The sequence below is a fragment of the Metamycoplasma canadense genome, from assembly GCF_000828855.1.
In the GTDB taxonomy this organism is placed as follows: domain Bacteria; phylum Bacillota_I; class Bacilli_A; order Mycoplasmatales; family Metamycoplasmataceae; genus Metamycoplasma; species Metamycoplasma canadense.
Genome location: NZ_AP014631.1, coordinates 639,126 through 658,160, shown reverse-complemented (window position 1 = coordinate 658,160; position 19,035 = coordinate 639,126). Strand labels below are relative to the sequence as shown.

The window sequence follows — 19,035 nt, the reverse complement described above, 5'->3', positions numbered from 1 at the left end:
TTTTTATATCAATGGGTAATTTTGTTTTTCTAATAATAACTCAATTTCTTCTTTATAAATTGGCTTATTATTAACATATGGAGTTTCTAAAATAATTGGGACATTGTCAAAATCAGCATCAAAAACAAATTTTTTGAGTGTTTCTAAGCCTATATATCCTCTTCCGATATTGGCATGTCTATCTTTTTTAGAACCTAAAGGATTTAAGGAATCATTTAAATGAATAACTTTAATATATTTTAAAAAATCGTTATCTTTTAAATATTTTTTAAATGCATCATAATCTTTTATATTGTAGCCTCCATCTCATATGTGACAAGTATCTAGACAAATTGCAATTCTATCTGAATTAATTTCTTTTATTATTTCTTTTAAAATTTCAAAATTATTGCAATAATTACTTCCATTTCCTGCCATAGTTTCAAGAGCAATAGTAACATCTTTAGTTCTTGATAAAATTTCTTTTAGAGATCTAATTAAACATTCCTTTGCTTCAAAAATTGTATATGTAGTACGTGAACCTGGATGTAAAACTAAATATTTAGCATTTATATAATTCATCCTCTCGATTTCTTGAATTAAAAAATCAACTGCAAATTTTGATTTTGAAGGGTTCGAAGGGTTAACAATATATGGGGCATGAACAATAATATCTTCACTTTTTATTTTTTTAGAAAATCTTGTATTGTATAAATTTAATTGATATTTTTCTTTTTCGACTCTTAAAGTAGTTTGTGGAGCACCAAGATATATCATCATACAATTAGCTCCATTTTCAATTGACTCTAATGATGCATCAACTAAATAATTAGGTTTAGAAAATGAAATGTGGCTACCAATTTTAATCATACTTTCCTCTAAATAAAAAATTATTAGTCAATATTATAACTTTCATTAATATAAAATTCTTTCAATTTTTTACGTTTTTGTGGATGCTTTAATTTACGTAATACTTTTGTTTCAATTTGACGCACTTTTTCTTTGCTAATACCTAACTCCTTAGATAATTCATCCAGTGAATGAGGTCGATACGATTCACCATTCGGATCTGAAACTCCGAATCTTTTTCTAATCAATAAACGATCAGATTCATCTGGCAATGAATTAATCATCTCATTCAATATAACGCTCAATTCTTCTTGCGAAGCAAAATTGGTTGGACTCATTACACTCTCATCTTTAACAAAATCAGAAAAACTAGAATTTTCTTCCTTACCAATATTTTTATCTAATGAAATAGGATCAATATTTATTTTTCTTATATATCTAACTTTTTCAGCGGTAAAATCACCACCAATTTTTTTAGCTATTTCATCATCAGTTGCAGGATATCCTTGTTCTTGTTGTAATTCTCTTTCAATTTTTAAAACCTTGTTAATAGTTTCAACCATATGAACCGGTACTCTAACAGTTCTCGCTTGATCAGCAACAGCTCTTGTAATAGCTTGTCTTATTCATCAAGTTGCATATGTTGAAAATTTATAACCGGTTTTGTAATCATATTTCGAAACAGCTTTCATAATTCCTGAATTTCCTTCTGAAATTAAATCAATAAAACTTAAACCACGATTTTTATATTTTTTAGCATTATTGATAACTAATCTTAAATTTCTTTTAACGAGTAAATCACGCGCTTTTTTATATTTATACATATTATTAGCTTCTTTAGCATTTTCCATTTTTTCAGCTAATTCTCTTTCTTCTTTAGCGGTTAAAAGCTTACCGTATTTACCAATTCATCTCATATATCATTTAACAATATCATTAGTTTCTGTTAAACGGTTCGAAAGATTATTGTTTTCAGAATTTTTTCTTAATGATCCTATTTTAATTTCTTCACTATCAAAGTTTTTTAATAATTTTGATGCCCCAAAATCATCATGAGATTTTTTAGTTGTTCTTCATTCTAAATCAGCATATTCTTCATATTCATCAATGTCATAAAGATCGTATTCGTCTTCTTCATCAAAATCTCCACCAATATTATTTGAAATATATTCGTCATCTTCACTATATGTTTCTTCTTCTTTTGAGTTTGTATGATCACTTCTTACCATTGAACTATCATCAAATTCAGAATCGATGTCGATATCTTCATTTTCTATTTCTTCAATATCAATATCTTTTAATGCTGCTTCATTGAATTGTTCATCTGCAATAAAATCATTATCGCCTTCATCAACATTGTTTGAAATTAATTTTTTTTCAAATAACTTAGCTAAAAGTAAATCTGACTCCTCTTCATCTACAAAAAGTCTTTTCTTATCAATAATATTAAAAATTTCTTCTTGAGAAAAAAATTTTTTTGAAGTATCTTTTTTTTGGATTTTTTTTATTTCTTGTTCTATTATCCTTACTATTTGATCTATTGATTTTTCTAAATCTTTGGTTTCCATGATTTACTCTCCTTTGGTATTTGTTATTATTTTTTTAATTCTTATTCTTTTTTTATCAATTAATTGTTCAACTTTTTGCATTAAAAGATCAAAGTTATTAATTTTTGGGTTTATAAACTCGTCTTTACTAATATTTAAAATTTCTTCTTTAAATAAATTGTATTTATCTTTAAATAAAGAATTTTTAGTATTTTTTATATCTTGATCAATTATTTGTTCTAAGTTATCAAATGTAATTAAATTGCCTTCTTTAGTTTTTTTAATAATATATGATGTTATTTCACGCAAAGTTTGACCAGTATTATTTAGTGCTAGCATGTGAAAGTTTTCATTATAAAATTCTTTAGCAAAAAATGGATTTGCTAGTATTGAAATAAAAATTTCTTTAATTAAATTATACTGTGGGCTAATTTGTTTTTGAAAGTCAACTTTTTTACTGTTATTTTTTTTATTTTGTATATTTAGATTAACGTAGTTAAATTGTTCATTAAAATTAATATTTTCATTTGTATTAGGATTTAAATCAACAAAAAATTTATCAATTTCTAGCTCGTTTTTAATGTTTGAATTTTTTATTTCATAATTATTACCTTTTAATAAAATTTTTGTTTTAAAAGATAAATCAGAAGGAAAATTAGGCTTTGCATATTGATTAAAATATGAATTAAATAATTTTGAAGATAAAATATTCTCACTTACAACTCTTTCTTCTAAAATTATTCTTAATTGCTCATTTAAATAATAAATATATTCAAAAATTTTTTTATATTCTTCAAACTTATTTAATTCAGAAATTTTTAGGTTAGTAATTTTTTTAATTCAATTATATAAATATTGGACTATATCTATTTTTTGATTACACAACTTTCTTAAAGTTTCGCCATTATCTAAATTAAATAATTCATCGGGGTCTTTATTTAAATTATTAATAACAAAATTTACTTTTATATTATATTTATCTGAATAATATAAAATTATTTTTAAATTTTTTAAAGTTGCATTAATGCCTGCTTCATCTGAGTCGAAAAATAAGGTTATAGCTTTGTTGCTTAGTTCTTTTAAGTGATTTATCGATAAGGACGTGCCCATAATTGCAACACTATTTTTAATGCCAGCCTTATATAAAGCTATACAATCAAATTGACCCTCAACTAAATAAACCTCATTTTTATTAATAATTTCATCTTTTGCATGAAAATAATTAAACATTACTTCATTTTTTTTAAAAACTATTGTTTCGCCACTATTTAAATATTTTGGATTGTGCAAGTCTGTTATATCGCGTCCCGAAAAAGCGACAATATTTCCATTTTTATCTTTAATTGGAAAAATTAGGCGATCATTAAAAAAATTCTTATTTTCTAAATTTGATATTAATGATGAATTAAAAATAGCGAAATTATCAAATTTTTGTTCAACTAGTTTTTGATAAATTAATTTATTCTTAGAAGCAAAACCTATTTCAAATTCTTTTATAATTTCCTTAGATAAATGTCTTTTTTCTAAAAATTTACTTAACTCGTCGTTTTTTTCAAAAATAATCTGATATCTAAAAAAATCTAGTGCGGCTTGATTTATTTCAAATATTTTTAAATTTTCTTCATTTTTTGGATTATTAGCTAAAAAATTATCAAATTGGCTAACATCTAAATTTTGTTTATTAGCTAACATTTTTAAAGCTTCTAACGAATTTAAATTTTCTTGAAATTCAACAAATTTAAGAACATTTCCACTCTTACCACAACCAAAGCATTTAAAAATTTGTTTTTCAGCACTAACAATAAATGATGGTGTTTTTTCACCATGAAATGGACAACATGCCTTATAATTTTTACCTTGTTTAGTTAAATTAACATACTGACCTATTATACTAATAATGTCGCTATTCGAAATAACAAATTCTCATATATTTTCTTTTTTCATTTATCCCCAAATTCATTATTTTGAACCTTTAAAATATTTTTCAATATCATTTATTGAAATTCTATCTTGTTCCATTGTATCACGGTTTCTTATCGTAACTGTTTGATTATCAAATGTATCAAAATCAACGGTAATACAAAAAGGTGTTCCAATTGCATCTTGACGACGATATCTTTTTCCAATCGATCCACTTTCATCATAACTAATTCTTAAATTTGTATTGTTTAAAAGATTATCAAATATTTTTTTAGCTTCATTTGATTGTTTTTTCATTAAAGGTAAAACAGCAATTTGATATGGTGAAATTGTCTTATCTAATTTTAAAACTACTCTTTCATCATTTTCATTAATTTTTTCAACCTCATAAGCATCTATTAATAATGCAAAGAGCAATCTATCTAAACCTATAGATGGTTCAATAACAAAAGGAATAATTTTTGTTCCATCATCTTTCAAATATTCCAATGATTCACCTGAAAATTTCATATGCTGACTTAAATCATAATTCCCTCTATTTGCAATACCAAGCAGCTCTCCTCAGCCAAAAGGAAATAGATATTCAATATCACTTGTCCCTTTTGAATAATGGCTAAGTTCTTCTTTTTCATGAGGTCTAATGCGAATATTATCCACTTTTAGTCCTAATTTTAAAACTAAATTTTTGCACTTTTCTATTCAATATTTATAAAAATAATCGCTGTCTTTTTCTTCACAAAAAAATTCAAGTTCCATTTGTTCAAATTCTCTAGTTCTAAAAATAAAATCTCTTGGAGTAATTTCATTTCTAAAACTTTTACCTATTTGACCTATCCCAAAAGGAAGTTTAGCTCTTGAAGTTCTTGTTAAATTTTTAAAATTAACAAAAATACCTTGTGCAGTTTCAGGTCTTAAAAACGTCTCTGATGAATTATTATCAATTGCTCCCATTTGAGTTTTAAACATCAAATTAAATGGTTTGATAATACCTCAATCAGTATCTGAATTGTCATATTTTTTAACTTTTTGTTTAATTATTGTTTCTAAGTCTTCAAAACTACATTTTTCAACATTCACTTCAGGAAATAAATCCTTAACAATATGATCTGCTCTATATCTTTTGTTATTAATTTTATTTTCAATTAAAAAATCTGAAAAATTATCAATATGTCCACTTGCTTTCCAAACATTTTTATTCATAATTATTTTTGAATCTATTTGATAATTTTTTTCTTTTCTAATAAAATCATCAAACCAAATGTTCTTTATTTGTGACATCATTGCAGTCGCTAACGGACCATAATCTCATGTATTAACAACACCACCATAAATTTCTGAATTTTGATAAACAAAACCTTGATTTTTTAAGTGTGCAATAACATCTTGGATATTTTTCGAACTACTTTTTCGCATCTTTTACCTCTATTTTAATATATTGTAAAACAATATATAAATTGTAGCACAACTTAAAAAAATTTAATTATAGAGAGATTAATTTTTAGATGAAAATCAAATTAATATCGCTATTTTCTATAAAAATATTCAAAATATTACTGATAATTTTTCAATTTTATTTTTTTAACTTTAATTTTTATTTAACCTAAAAATCTAAATCGAGTTTTCAACTTAGTTTAAGATAAAAAAATAATAATTATGTCATTTTCTTTATAAAAAAATAATCAAAAAAATAATTTTAAATTTTTAAAAACGTCTATAAAGATATATTATTTTTATATATTATTTTTTAATAATATATAATAGGTATATGTTAGATTTTATACAAAAAAGAATTCAAAAATCAATCGATAAAATTAATAAAAAATTATCAATTAACGAAGAAGATATTTTAGAAATTTTACGTGAAGTAAAATTGGCGTTATTGGAGGCTGACGTTAATTTAGAAGTTGTCAAATCATTTATTAAACAAGTAAAAGAAAAAGCTCTTAATAGCCAAATTATAGGTAAATTAAATCAACAGCAAACCGTTTTAAAAATTTTTAAAGATGAATTAACGAGCATTTTGGGAAATAATACAATTGAAATTGAGCCTAAATCTTTTCCAACTAAAATTATGATGGTTGGTTTACAAGGATCAGGTAAAACTACAACCTCTGCAAAATTAGCTGTTTATTTTAAAAAGAAAAATACTTTTAAAAAACCATTGCTTGTTGGAGATGATATTTATCGTCCAGCAGCCAGGGATCAACTAGAACAATTAGCTAAACAAACTCAAACGGATTTTTATACAAAAAAAGAAAACAATGCATTATTAATTGCTGAGAATTCAATAAAAGAAGCACAACAACATGAAAACGATTTAGTAATAATTGATACTGCAGGGCGTTTGGCTATTGATGAAGAGTTAATGAATGAACTAAAAGAAATAAAGAAAAAAATTAAACCTGATTATATATTTTTAGTTGTAGATTCAATGAGCGGTCAGGACGTTATAAACACAGCTAAAAAATTCCATGAAGAATTACAACTTAGTGGAACAATAATTACAAAACTAGATTCTGATGCAAGAGGTGGTGCGGCACTAAGCATTACCCATCTATTGCAAATCCCAATTGCTTTTATAGGGGTTAGTGAAAAAATATCAGGTTTAGAATTATTTTACCCTGATAGAATGGCTGATAGAATTTTAGGAATGGGTGATGTTCTATCATTAATTGAAAAAGCTTCAGAAGAAGTTGATGAAAAATTAATGAAAAAAATCGGATATAAAATGCTAAGTGGAAAATTCGATTTAAATGATTTGATGAACTCTTTATCGCAAATTAAAAAACTAGGTAAAATGAAATCAATTTTAAAATTAATTCCCGGCATGGCAGATAAAGTAAGTGATGAAAAAATTGATGAAGCTGAAAACAAATTTAAAATCTATACTTATTTAATTAATTCAATGACAGAATTAGAAAAGAAAAATCCTAAACTTTTGAAAAATAATTCAAGAAAAGAAAGAATAATTAAAGGGTCTGGAAGATCGGCAAGAGAATACAATATGCTCGTTAATGATTTCGAAAGAATGTCAAAACAAATGAAAGAAATGTCTTCAAATCCACAAATAAAAAATGGTATTTTAGGATAAAAAAATGCAGCTTAATTTAAGTTGCATTTTATATTTTATATTTTGAAATTATTTGTTTAATTTTTAATAAATTTTTAACCAATTTTAAACTGATTATAAAAAACCTATTAAATGAAATTAAATAGCGTTTCTTAAAAAATTTATATTTCTTAATTTTTTTAAGAAAAAATAAATTATATATTGATATATTTTTTAAATTATCAAGAAACTTAACAAAAATATTATTTAAATATTCAGTATTATTCTTGCAAATATTCAAAATTTCTGAAATAGAATTCTTTATTATTTTATAATCCTTAGATTCAATTTCTAACCTTAGCAATCCTTTAATAGATTGAGTAAAAAAATCAATGGTTTTTTCGATTTTTTCATCATTCGTTAGTTCGCCTAACATCTTATCAAAAAGTAAAAGAAGATTATATTTATTTTTAATTATAAATTTATTCCATAATTGATCAAAATTATCTAATTTAACATAAATATCCGAATAATTAATCAATGATTCAATAAAGAAATCAAGAAATTCCTTAAAAGAATTTAACGATGATAAATAAGATTTTATTTGTTCAAATTTCTTATTATTTTTAAAGTTAAATAAATAATTAAGTAAATCGGTATTCAAACTTTCTTTTATAAAAATTTCAAATATTTCTTTTATTTCTTTTTTAGATTCATTAATTAATCCAGAGCTAAAAAAGTATTTCAAAACATCATAAACCATGTTTTGTTCAGTTTTTAAAATTTTACTTAATTCATTTTTTACTAATTCATAATTAATTTCCTTATTCTCAAGCAAGTTTTTATGCATTAAAACTTTTTCTAAACTATAAAGAATATTATCTATTTTTCTATCTTTTAATAAAATTAAAACTGCTTCTTTTGATCTTTGTTCGTTGCTTAAAAAAATATTTATTTTTTTAAAAAAATCATATTTCTGATAAATTTCTGAAAATTTTTCAGAAATAATTTTTTTAGAAATATTACTAATCGGAAATTTCCCATATCTAATAACAAGAGATAAAAAATCAGTAATTTTTATATCAAAAGATAAATGACCTGAATTTTTAATTTCGTTTTCATCTGAAAGATAAATATTCTCGTTTTTATTTTTCCCATATACTTCATTAAATAAATCAATATTATTTGAAGACTTATTAATTGAAATGTAACTTTTTAAATCTCTTGTTCAAAATTCTTGGTTTAATATGTAATTATTAATAAAAGTAATATTATTAAAATCAAATTGCAAATTCTTTTTATTAATAAATAGTTTGGTATAAATATCCATTCCAATTTTTTTGTAACCTTTTTCATTGGGATAAATAGAAAAAATATTTTCAAAAAGATACTTTTTATTTTCAGATCAGTATTTATCATCATGAATATCAATAAAATCAATTGATGTAGATTTTGCAGCATTAAGAATTAATAAATTAAGGGTATTTTCTAAATATAAATATAAGTCAAATTTATTAGTTTCAAATTTATTTAAAAATGTATTAATAATATTCTTTAGATTTAAAAAAAGTGGCGAGTAATTAGTTAAAATAATTTTTGCATTTTGATTTATTGATTTAATATTAGAAATAAGAGAAATTAATTTTCTTTCGATTTCAATTGAACCTTCTTTAATTTTATTTTTAACTAATAAAATTTGCTTTTCTTTATCTTCGTTTTTTAACTTACGAAGAGATAAAATTTCTTTAAAAGGTAGAATATGAATAAAATCATAAAATCCGGCTGTTAAGGTAATTAAATTTGCTTTTTTAATTGTATTATTAAAAAAAGCAAAATCATTATTATTTATATTTCAATCTTTTAAGAAGTTTGAAAAATAATTTTTAAATGGATTTGATGAAAATCAATCAATAGATTGAATTAAATCAATTTTATTACTTAATTTTTTTAAGGTTTTTTTATCATTAGTGTACAAGGATTGAATAATGTCAAAAGATGCATTGATTATTCCGAAATTATAAAAACTATTTAATTCAAAATCTTTATTTTGTGAAATTAATTTAGCTAAAAAAGAAGGATAACAAAGACCAAAAATTTTATTGTTATCATTTAAAAAACCATTTGTTGAAAAACCTATTTTAGAATTAAATCCGGACACAAAAGCATCCCCTAAGGCAACATAATTTATTTTAATTTTTTGTTTTTTTTCTTCATTCATGTGCTTATTCACTTTCTTCATAAAAATCAAAAATTACATTATTCATATTTTTAAAATAATTAATTAACATATTAATACCTTTTTTAACATCGTAAACATTATTTTTTAAAAGTAAATTGTTATTTTTTGCATATTTATTTAAATTTTCAAAAATTTCTTCTTCAGAAAAAGTTGCATCAAGATTAATTTCATTTAATTTTTGTGGATAATATTTTGACATTAAACGATATAATGCCAAAATAAGTTCATTAATATCAATAGCCTCTTGCCGAATCGATCCGACAATAGCCAATTTAGCTCCTACCTCATCGCTTTCTATTTTAGGCATTAAAAGCCCTGGTGTATCTAACAACATATAATTCTTACAATTTATTCATTGTTCAGACCTAGTAATTCCTGCTATTGCTCCAACTTTTGTTGATTTAGATTTCGCCATTGTATTAATTAATGTTGATTTTCCTACATTTGGAACACCTAAAATCACACACTTTAATGGTGGTGTTAATTTTCCTTTTGCTTCGTTTTTTGCTTTAAATTTTATATATTCTTTATTTAATGCATAATTAATTTTTTTATATCCATCTTTGTTTTTTAAATTTGTGACAATTACTTGTCCTCTTTTTTCATAATTCTTTATAAAAGGTTTTAATAAATTTAAATTTCCTTTATCTGATTTGTTAAAAACAAAAAGTATTGGTTTGTTATTAATTATTTTAAAAATTTCTTCATTAAATGAACTTTTAGGTATTCGCGAATCCATTACAACAATAAATAAATCAAATAATTTTTGTTTTTCTTGTAATAATCTAAACTGTTTAGCCATGTGGCCGGGAAATCAATGAATCATAATATTAATCCTTTTTTAAAATAAAGTCTTTTCCTTTTTGAACCTCGTATAATGATAAATCCTGAAAATTAATTTGGCGACAAATTTCATATAAAACAATTGCAACAGAATTTGCTAAATTCAAACTTCTGCATTCTTCATTCATGGGAATTCTTAAACAATTTGCAATCTTATCTTGCATTATTTTCTTCGGTATTCCTGTGCTTTCTGTCCCAAACATTACTCAAACTTCATTATTTTGTTGCGAAATAATATCCTTAAAATTAATTTCTGCATAATTTTTTAACCCATATCGAGTTATATAATAAATATTTTTACTACCATATTTTAAAAAAAACTTCTCATAACTTTCATGTATTTCGTGTTGAATTTCAGACAAGAAATGACCAGCTGCTTTTCTTTTTAATCAATGAGGGTGTAAATCAAATGCAGTAGGTTTTATAATGTGCAATTTAGCTTTCGTAGCAAAACAAGTTCTAATAATATTAGCGGTATTAGGGCTTATTTCTGGTTGATATAAAACAATATTAATCATAGTAAAATTTTACTATAAAACACAAAAAATAAACCTTATTAAACAACTAGAAATAAAAATAAAACCCAAGCATTTTTGCTTAGGCAATTATATAAATATTAATAAAATAAAATTTAAAACTATTTTCTAATATTTAATGCTTTAATGGTTGATTGATATAGTGAATAATCTTCATTTTTTAAGTGATTTAATAAAGCTTTACGGTGATTAACTTTTGCCATAAAACCACGCATTGAGTGTAAATCCTTTTTATTAACAGCGAAATGTTTTTTTAGAGATTCAATATCTTCAGTTAAAATAGCGATTTGAACAGGCAAGTAACCAGTATCTTTATCATTTCTACCAAATTGTTTAACTAATTCACTTTTTCTTGTTTTTGAAACCATATTTTATCCTTTCAAAACCTAGCAAAAATCTTAATTTTTACCAAGTATTAAATAGCGAATGCAAATAATTTTGTATTCGCAACAATTATACCATAAAAGTTAAATAAAAACACGCTAAAGCGTGTCTTGATCAATTTCTTGAAATGGTGCGAACAAATGGACTTGAACCATCGACCTCACGATTATCAGTCGTGTGCTCTAACCAACTGAGCTATGCTCGCATATGGTATATGGGTGAAAACCCATATAAGTATACCACAAAAAAAATTAACGTTTTGAAAATTGTCTTGCTCTTCTTGCTTTTCTCAAACCGAATTTTTTACGTTCCTTAACACGAGCATCTCTTGTTAAGAAACCAGCATCTTTTAATTTGTTACGATATTCATTATTTGAAGCTTCTAATAAACCTCTAGCAATACCTAATCTAATAGCACCAGCTTGACCAGTTAAACCACCACCATTTACATTTGCAAAAATATCAAATTGATTTGTTGTTTCAGTAACTACAAATGGGCTTAAAGCATCTTTTAATAAAATATCTGAATTTAAATATTGTCTTGCTTCTTTACCATTGATTACAAAATTACCTTTTCCAGGAATTAAATAAACTCTAGCAACAGATGATTTACGACGTCCTAGACCATAATATCTAATTTTATCTGCCATTATTTAACCTCGATTAATGTTGGTTGTTGTGATGCTTGTTTATGTTCTGCATTAGCATAAACATATAAGTTTTTAAATTGTTTACGGCCTAATTTGGTGTGAGGCAACATACCTCTAACTGCTTTTTCTATTAAAGCTTCTGGTTTTTTAGCTCTTAATCCAGCAGCGGTAATTTGTTTTAAACCACCAGGATATCCGGTGTGGTGATAGTAAATTTTCTTTTCATCTTTTTTAGCTGTTAAAAGAACATCTTTTGCATTAATAACAACTACATTGTCGCCCATATCAACATTTGGAGTAAATGTTGGTTTGTTTTTTCCACGAAGGATTGAAGCTACAAGAGTTGAAAGTCTACCTAATGGTACGTTGGCTGCATCGATAATGTATCATTTTTTATCAACTAATTCTTTTCTAATAATTGTTGTTTGACGCATACTTTCCTTTTCTTATTTTATTTTATGATTACTATTTTAGCTTAATAGTAATAACTAAAAATTAATTTTTAAATTGCAATTTTAAATTATGCTTATCAATTATAACAAAAAATTTTATATTAAACAATTTTTGATAGCATATAAATTAAAGCTGTTTCTGCTCGTAAAATAGTTTTAGTTAAACTAACTATTTCTACATTTTTTTCTTTAGTCATTTTTATTTCTTGTTCCGAAAATCCGCCTTCAGGCCCAACTATTAATAAAACATCATCATTTATTTTTTTAAAACTGTTATTTTTTTCATTTTCGTAAGCCAAAATTTTATTTTTAATATTTAAATTAATAATTTCTTCAAAACTTAATGGAGTATTTAAAAAAGGAATTTTATTTCTAAAAGACTGAGATGCTGCTTCTTTAATAATTTTTTCAAATCTTTTAATTTTATTATTTATTAACATATTTGTTTTATCTGTAAACTCAGAAAAAAAAGGAATAATTTTTGTAGCCCCTAATTCAACCGCTTTTTGTAAAGCAATTTCAAAATGGTTTTGCTTAATTAAAGGGATAGCAACTCAAATTTCAAAATTAGATTCATTATTAATATCAATTTTTTCCTTAATAATTGCTTTATTAGGGAATTCAAAATTACATAAATAAAATTCATTTTGATAATTAATATAAAAATTTTGATTTTTTATTCTTATTACTTTTAAATGCTTTATTGTTTCTAAATCCAGTATAAAATAATTATCTTTTTTCTCATCACTAAAAAATTTATACATAATTAAAATATTATATAAAAAAAGAGGCTAAGCCTCTTCTTAAATTTAAATTTTAATCGGATCATATGAATAATAAAATTTCTTACATCATTTTATTAACTATATCTGTTATAAATTAAATTTAAATCGTCATCATTTAAATTTTCACTATCTAAATGATTCTCGGAGTTTTCAAAAGTTAAAGAATTTGTAACTTTTAAAAATTCTCTTGTTTTATAAATTGAATTTTTTAAATCATAATTTTGATCAACTGTTTGAAAATCCTCATCTTGGGTTTCTTCTTTTTTTCCTGTTGCTATAACAGAAACATAAGTTTCACCAAGTTTTTCTGCATCTTCATTCACTGGTTTACCAATACCAAAAATTATATCTATGTCTTGACCTGCAACTTTTCTTAGTTCTTCAATTGCTTTTTCAAAATCATTTATTGAGCTATTTTTTGCAGATGAAAAATAAACTATTGCTTTAGTTACTCCTTTAATACTACTTTGTAAAATAGGACTACTAATTGCATTTTTCATAGCTAATTGTGCTGCATTTTCGCCATTAGCATTTCCGATCCCAATGACAGTTTCACCACAATTTCTTATTAATGTATCTAAATCAGCCAAATCTAAATTAACAAGACCTGGAACAGCGATTATATCAACAACGGTTCTTATAAATTGTTTAACGACATTGTCAGCTATCTTAAAAGCATCACCGTAAGAGACATCACCGTATGATTCTCTTAATTTTTCATTGGAAATAACAATATAAGAATCGACATATTTTTTTAACTCTTCAATACCTTCATTAGCGACTTTGTTTCGCTTTGCGCCTTCAAAACTAAACGGTGTGGTTACAATTGCAATAACTAATGCTTTTTGCTCTTTAGCAATTTTTGCTATTACTGGAGAAGCACCAGTTCCTGTTCCACCCCCCATACCAGCTGTGACAACAACTAAATTAGCATTTTTTAGTTTTTCGCGTATTTCTTGAATAGAATGTTCTGCTGCTTTTTTTCCTACTTCTGGATTAGCACCAGCCCCAATTCCTCTTTTATCACCAAGTTGTAGAGTTAATGATTTATCAAATTTATCAAGTATTTGTTTATCTGTATTTGCAACAATGAATTCTAAACCATCAATTTTTGAATCTAAAATACCTTCAATACTATTATTACCACCGCCGCCAACACCGATTACTTTAATATTAGCGACTGAATTGAAATTTTCAAGTTCTTTTTCTGACATTATTTCTCCTCTTAATATTAATTTAGTTATTTTTATAATTAAAGGAATATTTTTTTTCATCCGGTATTTGTGGATTTACTACAAATAATTCAGATGTAATAGTCATTTCTTTAATAGTATTGTTTTGTAAATTATCAATAAGACCTACAATTCCTAGCATTTGATTGCTAATTGTTAAATTTTTATTTAAATTAAAATGATTTATATTTAAATAAAAACTTTTATCATTTAGAAGAATTTTTTTAAATAAATTAAATTTTGGACAAAGATTAATATTTAAATAATCTTTATCAATTCTTGTTTGATTAGCTATTTTTGTAATTTCATTTTCAACTAAAATTAAGTATTTTCTTATAATTAAATCAAGTTTTATACTATCCCCTGCATGCAAGTTCAAAGATCATAAATTTAATTTAATTAAAGCTTGAGAGTAATTTATTTTTAAAACATTTGCAATATTATTAACTAAATAATCTATACCTAAATTAGTTTCTTTAGTAATTATATTAATATTATTTTTTGATATTTCTATTTTCAAGCTTTGGTTATCTAAATTAATAAAGGTAGCTACTCCATTATTATTTTTTTTACCAATAGAAACATTTTTTAAAAAATCATAATCATATATTCTTAAAACATTTAGGTTATTTTTTTTAAATAAGTTAAAAATATTTTTGGCCATATCTCAATCTATCATACTTAAATTAATAAGCTGTTTTTTATTATCTTTAAAAATAAACGAATAATCAAATAAGTAAAGATTAATCTTTTTTTGCTCTAAATATAATTTTTCAGCTAACTTAATATCATCTAAATTATTTTTCTGTAAATCTTTCGAAATTGTTTTATTATAAATTTTTAAATTTGATGATTGTTGAATAATAACAATAACATCATAAATTTGACATTTTGTTATTCTGTATAATTCGCTTTTAGTTTCTTTAATAAAGTTATCTATCTGAAATAGGTTAAAAAAAGTATTTTTTATTGAATTTTTATAAATCAAAATATTTCCATAAGCTTTTTTTTCAATTGCTTCTATGGAAAAACTATTATTTTCAAATTTATAAGCTACAATAATACTTTTTTTCATATATTTTTAACCTAATTTTGTAATAATTCTTAATTTCGCACTATGAGATCTTTTATTATTTTCTAGTTCATTTTTAGATGGAAAAATAATTTTTTGTTTTCAATTATTTTTTGTTTGAACTGGAAGTTTATTTAATTTCGGATCTTTTCAGTTAAGATTTTGAAAAAATTTTTTTACTTTTGCATCTTCTTTACTATGAAAAGTAATAATTACTAATTTACCATTATGATTTAATAAGTTTTCTATTTGACTTAATAAATCATCTAGCGCATTTAGCTCATCATTTACTGCTATTCTTATTGCTTGAAAAATTGCTTTTGATGGGTTTTTTTGTCTTATTATTTTTGCTGGTAAAGCTTTTTTAATAACATCATTTAATTCAAAAGAAGTTTTTATAGGTCGATTATTTATGATTGATTTCGCAACTAATTTAGATAGCTTTACATCACCGTATTCATAAAGTATTTGTGCTATTTTATCTTCTTCTCAATTATTTATTATTGAATAAGCATCTAACGTGGATTCTAAATCCATTCTCATATCTAATTTAGTATTTTTAGAATAAGAAAATCCTCTTTCGATTTGATCAAGTTGTGGACTAGAAACTCCTAAATCAGCTAAAATTCCATCTACTTTTGTTATATTTAATTTATCAAGTTCATTTTTTAAAAATCTAAAATCATTTTTAATTAAAAAATAAGAATTGCTAATTGCATTTAGTTTAGGTTTTGATTCTTCAATTGCTTGTTTATCTTTATCAAAACAAATTAAACTTCCTGAACCATTTTCTTTTATTTTTTTGAGAATTTCAACACTATGTCCCGCTCTACCTAAAGTTAAATCTACATAAATTCCATTTGGTTTTATATCTAAAGATTCAATAACTTCATTTAATAAAACCGGAATATGCTTTTCTATAATTTAACCCCTTGTTCAAAAAGTTTTTGAGCTAGGTCATCGATGTTTGTTTCGTTTTCAAAATAATTTTCTTTTATGTCATAGATTTCTTTGGCAAATAATTCGCAAATATTTCCAGAACCTATGAAGACAACATCTTTTTTGATAGTGGCTTTTGAGGCTAAATGCTTAGGAATAATAACACGATTTAATTTATCAGGGCTAACTAATTCAGTGTTAGCAAAAATAAATCTACTTAATTCTCTTAAATCTTTATTAAGTGAATTATTATCCTCTAACTTAGATTTCAATTTTTCAAATTCTTTTTTATCTCTAAGAATTAGTTGTTTATCAAATCCAATAGTAATAAAAAACTCATTACCTAATTCCAATAATATTTTTGGTGGAATGACAATACGATTTTTATCATCTAAGCTTCGTTCATATTTACCATACATTTCCACTTCCTCCCACTATCAACCATATTCTAACATTTTTATTAACTTATTTGTAAAAATAGCTATTTTTTTATATAAAAAAACTCTTAAGGATTAAAAAAATAAAATTTATAAAAAAATAAAATTTTGTATAAAATTAATTACATGCTGGTTTAGCTCAGTTGGCAGAGCAACTGATTCGTAATCAGTGGGTCAGGGGTTCAAATCCTCTAACCAGCACCAAACGTTGATTAATTGAGGCAGTCGGCTGAAATTTAATAAAATCTAGAAAAAAATATTTTTTTAAAATTATTATTTTTTTTAGGTATAATTATTAAGCATTTAATAATTGAGTGCCGACTTAGCTCAGCGGTAGAGCAGCTGGCTGTTAACCAGTTGGTCGTTGGTTCAATCCCAATAGTCGGCGCCATTATGGCCCTATGGTGAAGTGGTTAACACATATGGTTTTCATCCATACATGCGTGGGTTCGAGTCCCGCTAGGGTCACCATTGGAGAATTAGCTCAGTTGGGAGAGCATCGCCCTTACAAGGCGAGGGTCGTGGGTTCGAGCCCCTCATTCTCCACCATTTGTAAACTTATTAAAATGCACCTTTAATGCCAATATGGCATTTTTTTTTAAAAAAAAATTTAATAGTAAATACTTTAAATATAAGATTTACTTTATAAAAATAAATTTAAATTAAAATCAGTACAAATTACAAATTAATAAATTTATTTTAATATTTAAGTTACTTTTTTATTAATTAAACTTGTATTAAAATATAATAAATTAAAAAAATGAAGACTTGAGTCTTCATTACAAATAAATGATATGGTACGCGAGGAGGGACTTGAACCCTCACGCCGCAAAGCATTAGTGCCTAAAACTAACGTGTCTGCCAATTTCACCACTCGCGCAAATGGTGCCGTTTATAGGACTTGAACCTACGACCTACTGATTACAAGTCAGTTGCTCTGCCAACTGAGCTAAAACGGCTTGTTTTTAATGCTATATAATTATATATAATTTTTTTAATTTTTAAAATAATTTTTCTTAATTTAATAATTAAAAATTAAAAAACATGACATTATACTATTTACCACGAATATAATGTCATGTTTTTTTATATAAAATAATTTATTTTTTTTCAAAATATAAACTGTTTAAAGAATATACATTAGCTTTTAATTCATAGATTTCTAAAGATAATCTTGTAATTTCTTTTATTAACTTTTGTTTAGTTAAAGGATCTTTTAGATCGCAAAATAGTTCATTATTATCTAATTTATAATTAATATTATTATCTTTTAAAAACTTTTCAATTAAATAAGCATTGTTTGAAAATGTTATTTTTGTATTTAATTCTGCATTACGAATTTTATCCTTAACAAGGCCTGAATCTAGTAATTTACCATTTGATAAAACTGTATAACTGTCAATATATTTTTCTAATTCATCCAGAATGTGACTAGATATTAAAATAGTAATTCCTTCTTTTTGTAATTTTTTAATATTATCAAAAAAAACAATTCTTGCACTTGGATCTAAATTGGCTGCTGGTTCATCTAAAATAAGAATTTCAGGATCGTTTAATAAAGCTTGCATAAGAGAAATACTTTTCTTTTGCCCCGAAGACATGAAAGCTGGACTTTTATCAAAATCGCTAATATTAAAACCAAATTTGTTAATTAAATCTTCGATTTTTGATTTAATTTTCTCTTTTGGAATTTTAGATATTTCAGCAAAAGAATACAAATATTCTTTAGCTGATAATGTTGTAGGAAAAATTGAAATTTCAGGAATATACCCTATTTTACTTTTAACAATTGCATTATTTGAATCAATGCCATTTATGTAAATTTTTCCAATAAAACTTGGATAAAATCCTAAAATAGAACGAATTGTCGTTGTTTTTCCTGCACCATTATTTCCTATAAAACCATGAAATTGTCCTTTTTTAACATCGAAACTTAAATCATCTACTGCTTTTTTATATGTTTGAAATTTTGTTTTAAAAATTACTGATAAATGTTGTATAGATATTGCTACATCATCACAAGGTTTGTTAAATGATTTGTTTTTTGCATCAAAAAACATTTGTTTATTTTCAGATCATTTTTTTAAAAATGATTTTTTTGTTTTAAAAATTTTTTTCATAA

17 protein-coding genes and 7 tRNA genes are annotated in these 19,035 nt (G+C 24.2%); 5 read left to right on the top strand and 19 right to left on the bottom strand.

Going from position 1 to position 19,035, the window contains the following annotated elements:
• Positions 1–3: 3 nt before the first annotated feature.
• The 4 genes from MCAN360_RS02750 to MCAN360_RS05725 are packed head-to-tail and all read right to left on the bottom strand — an operon-like array spanning position 4 to position 5,708.
• On the bottom strand, positions 4–849 hold the full coding sequence (locus tag MCAN360_RS02750; RefSeq protein ID WP_045434262.1) for a deoxyribonuclease IV: 846 nt from the start codon (positions 847–849) through the stop codon (positions 4–6).
• Between the two features lie 23 nt (positions 850–872).
• Positions 873–2,396, bottom strand: a complete 1,524-nt coding sequence (locus MCAN360_RS05735; protein WP_173402252.1) for an RNA polymerase sigma factor — start codon at positions 2,394–2,396, stop codon at positions 873–875.
• A 3-nt stretch (positions 2,397–2,399) separates the two neighbouring features.
• A complete protein-coding gene (gene dnaG / locus MCAN360_RS05730; protein ID WP_045434257.1) occupies positions 2,400–4,319 on the bottom strand; it encodes a DNA primase in 1,920 nt (639 codons plus the stop codon).
• Between the two features lie 15 nt (positions 4,320–4,334).
• Positions 4,335–5,708, bottom strand: a complete 1,374-nt coding sequence (locus MCAN360_RS05725) for a glycine--tRNA ligase (RefSeq protein ID WP_045434255.1) — start codon at positions 5,706–5,708, stop codon at positions 4,335–4,337.
• 352 nt (positions 5,709–6,060) lie between these two features.
• Here MCAN360_RS05725 and ffh point away from each other — a divergent pair, with 352 nt between their 5' ends.
• Positions 6,061–7,386, top strand: coding sequence for a signal recognition particle protein (ffh, locus tag MCAN360_RS02730; protein WP_045434253.1), 1,326 nt, complete (start codon positions 6,061–6,063; stop codon positions 7,384–7,386).
• Positions 7,387–7,414: 28 nt separating this feature from the next.
• On the opposite strand, the gene MCAN360_RS05720 is transcribed toward ffh, so the two are convergent.
• The 12 genes from MCAN360_RS05720 to MCAN360_RS02670 all read right to left on the bottom strand — a co-directional run bounded on the left by MCAN360_RS05720 (position 7,415) and on the right by MCAN360_RS02670 (position 16,895).
• On the bottom strand, positions 7,415–9,562 hold the full coding sequence (locus MCAN360_RS05720; protein ID WP_045434251.1) for an SGNH/GDSL hydrolase family protein: 2,148 nt from the start codon (positions 9,560–9,562) through the stop codon (positions 7,415–7,417).
• 4 nt (positions 9,563–9,566) lie between these two features.
• The gene (gene ylqF, locus MCAN360_RS05715; protein ID WP_245391246.1) at positions 9,567–10,385 is read right to left on the bottom strand and encodes a ribosome biogenesis GTPase YlqF; all 819 of its coding nucleotides are present in this window, start codon (positions 10,383–10,385) and stop codon (positions 9,567–9,569) included.
• A 28-nt stretch (positions 10,386–10,413) separates the two neighbouring features.
• Positions 10,414–10,944: a tRNA (cytidine(34)-2'-O)-methyltransferase gene (locus MCAN360_RS05710; RefSeq protein ID WP_045434247.1), complete on the bottom strand. Its 531-nt coding sequence runs from the start codon at positions 10,942–10,944 to the stop codon at positions 10,414–10,416.
• A gap of 119 nt (positions 10,945–11,063) precedes the next feature.
• Positions 11,064–11,330 carry a 30S ribosomal protein S15 gene (gene rpsO / locus MCAN360_RS02710; RefSeq protein ID WP_045434245.1) on the bottom strand — a complete coding sequence of 89 codons (267 nt, stop codon included), beginning with the start codon at positions 11,328–11,330 and terminating at the stop codon, positions 11,064–11,066.
• 144 nt (positions 11,331–11,474) lie between these two features.
• Positions 11,475–11,551 (bottom strand) — tRNA-Ile (locus tag MCAN360_RS02705).
• Positions 11,552–11,597: 46 nt separating this feature from the next.
• Positions 11,598–11,996, bottom strand: coding sequence for a 30S ribosomal protein S9 (gene rpsI / locus MCAN360_RS02700; protein WP_045434242.1), 399 nt, complete (start codon positions 11,994–11,996; stop codon positions 11,598–11,600).
• Positions 11,996–12,430 carry a 50S ribosomal protein L13 gene (gene rplM, locus MCAN360_RS02695; RefSeq protein WP_045434239.1) on the bottom strand — a complete coding sequence of 145 codons (435 nt, stop codon included), beginning with the start codon at positions 12,428–12,430 and terminating at the stop codon, positions 11,996–11,998. Before rplM ends, rpsI begins: the two co-directional genes overlap by 1 nt.
• A gap of 119 nt (positions 12,431–12,549) precedes the next feature.
• Positions 12,550–13,212, bottom strand: coding sequence for a 16S rRNA (uracil(1498)-N(3))-methyltransferase (locus tag MCAN360_RS02690; protein ID WP_045434236.1), 663 nt, complete (start codon positions 13,210–13,212; stop codon positions 12,550–12,552).
• 95 nt (positions 13,213–13,307) lie between these two features.
• On the bottom strand, positions 13,308–14,447 hold the full coding sequence (gene ftsZ / locus MCAN360_RS02685; protein WP_045434431.1) for a cell division protein FtsZ: 1,140 nt from the start codon (positions 14,445–14,447) through the stop codon (positions 13,308–13,310).
• A 22-nt stretch (positions 14,448–14,469) separates the two neighbouring features.
• Complete coding sequence (locus MCAN360_RS05705; protein WP_045434233.1) at positions 14,470–15,540, bottom strand: hypothetical protein; 1,071 nt, start codon at positions 15,538–15,540, stop codon at positions 14,470–14,472.
• A 6-nt stretch (positions 15,541–15,546) separates the two neighbouring features.
• A complete protein-coding gene (gene rsmH, locus MCAN360_RS05700) occupies positions 15,547–16,461 on the bottom strand; it encodes a 16S rRNA (cytosine(1402)-N(4))-methyltransferase RsmH (RefSeq protein WP_045434230.1) in 915 nt (304 codons plus the stop codon).
• Complete coding sequence (locus MCAN360_RS02670; RefSeq protein WP_045434227.1) at positions 16,455–16,895, bottom strand: division/cell wall cluster transcriptional repressor MraZ; 441 nt, start codon at positions 16,893–16,895, stop codon at positions 16,455–16,457. The genes rsmH and MCAN360_RS02670 overlap by 7 nt, the downstream gene beginning before the upstream one ends.
• 146 nt (positions 16,896–17,041) lie before the next feature.
• On the opposite strand from MCAN360_RS02670, the gene MCAN360_RS02665 reads away from it, so the two are divergent.
• From MCAN360_RS02665 to MCAN360_RS02650, 4 genes are all read left to right on the top strand, one after another.
• A tRNA-Thr gene (locus MCAN360_RS02665) sits at positions 17,042–17,117 on the top strand.
• Positions 17,118–17,229: 112 nt separating this feature from the next.
• Positions 17,230–17,304, top strand: a tRNA-Asn gene (locus tag MCAN360_RS02660).
• A 4-nt stretch (positions 17,305–17,308) separates the two neighbouring features.
• Positions 17,309–17,384 (top strand) — tRNA-Glu (locus MCAN360_RS02655).
• A gap of 2 nt (positions 17,385–17,386) precedes the next feature.
• A tRNA-Val gene (locus MCAN360_RS02650) sits at positions 17,387–17,462 on the top strand.
• 246 nt (positions 17,463–17,708) lie between these two features.
• On the opposite strand, the gene MCAN360_RS02645 is transcribed toward MCAN360_RS02650, so the two are convergent.
• The 3 genes from MCAN360_RS02645 to MCAN360_RS02635 form a co-directional block, all read right to left on the bottom strand.
• Positions 17,709–17,793: transfer RNA gene (locus MCAN360_RS02645), tRNA-Leu, on the bottom strand.
• 3 nt (positions 17,794–17,796) lie between these two features.
• Positions 17,797–17,872, bottom strand: a tRNA-Thr gene (locus MCAN360_RS02640).
• Positions 17,873–18,013: 141 nt separating this feature from the next.
• The gene (locus MCAN360_RS02635; protein WP_045434224.1) at positions 18,014–19,033 is read right to left on the bottom strand and encodes an ABC transporter ATP-binding protein; all 1,020 of its coding nucleotides are present in this window, start codon (positions 19,031–19,033) and stop codon (positions 18,014–18,016) included.
• Between the last annotated feature and the right edge of the window lie 2 nt (positions 19,034–19,035).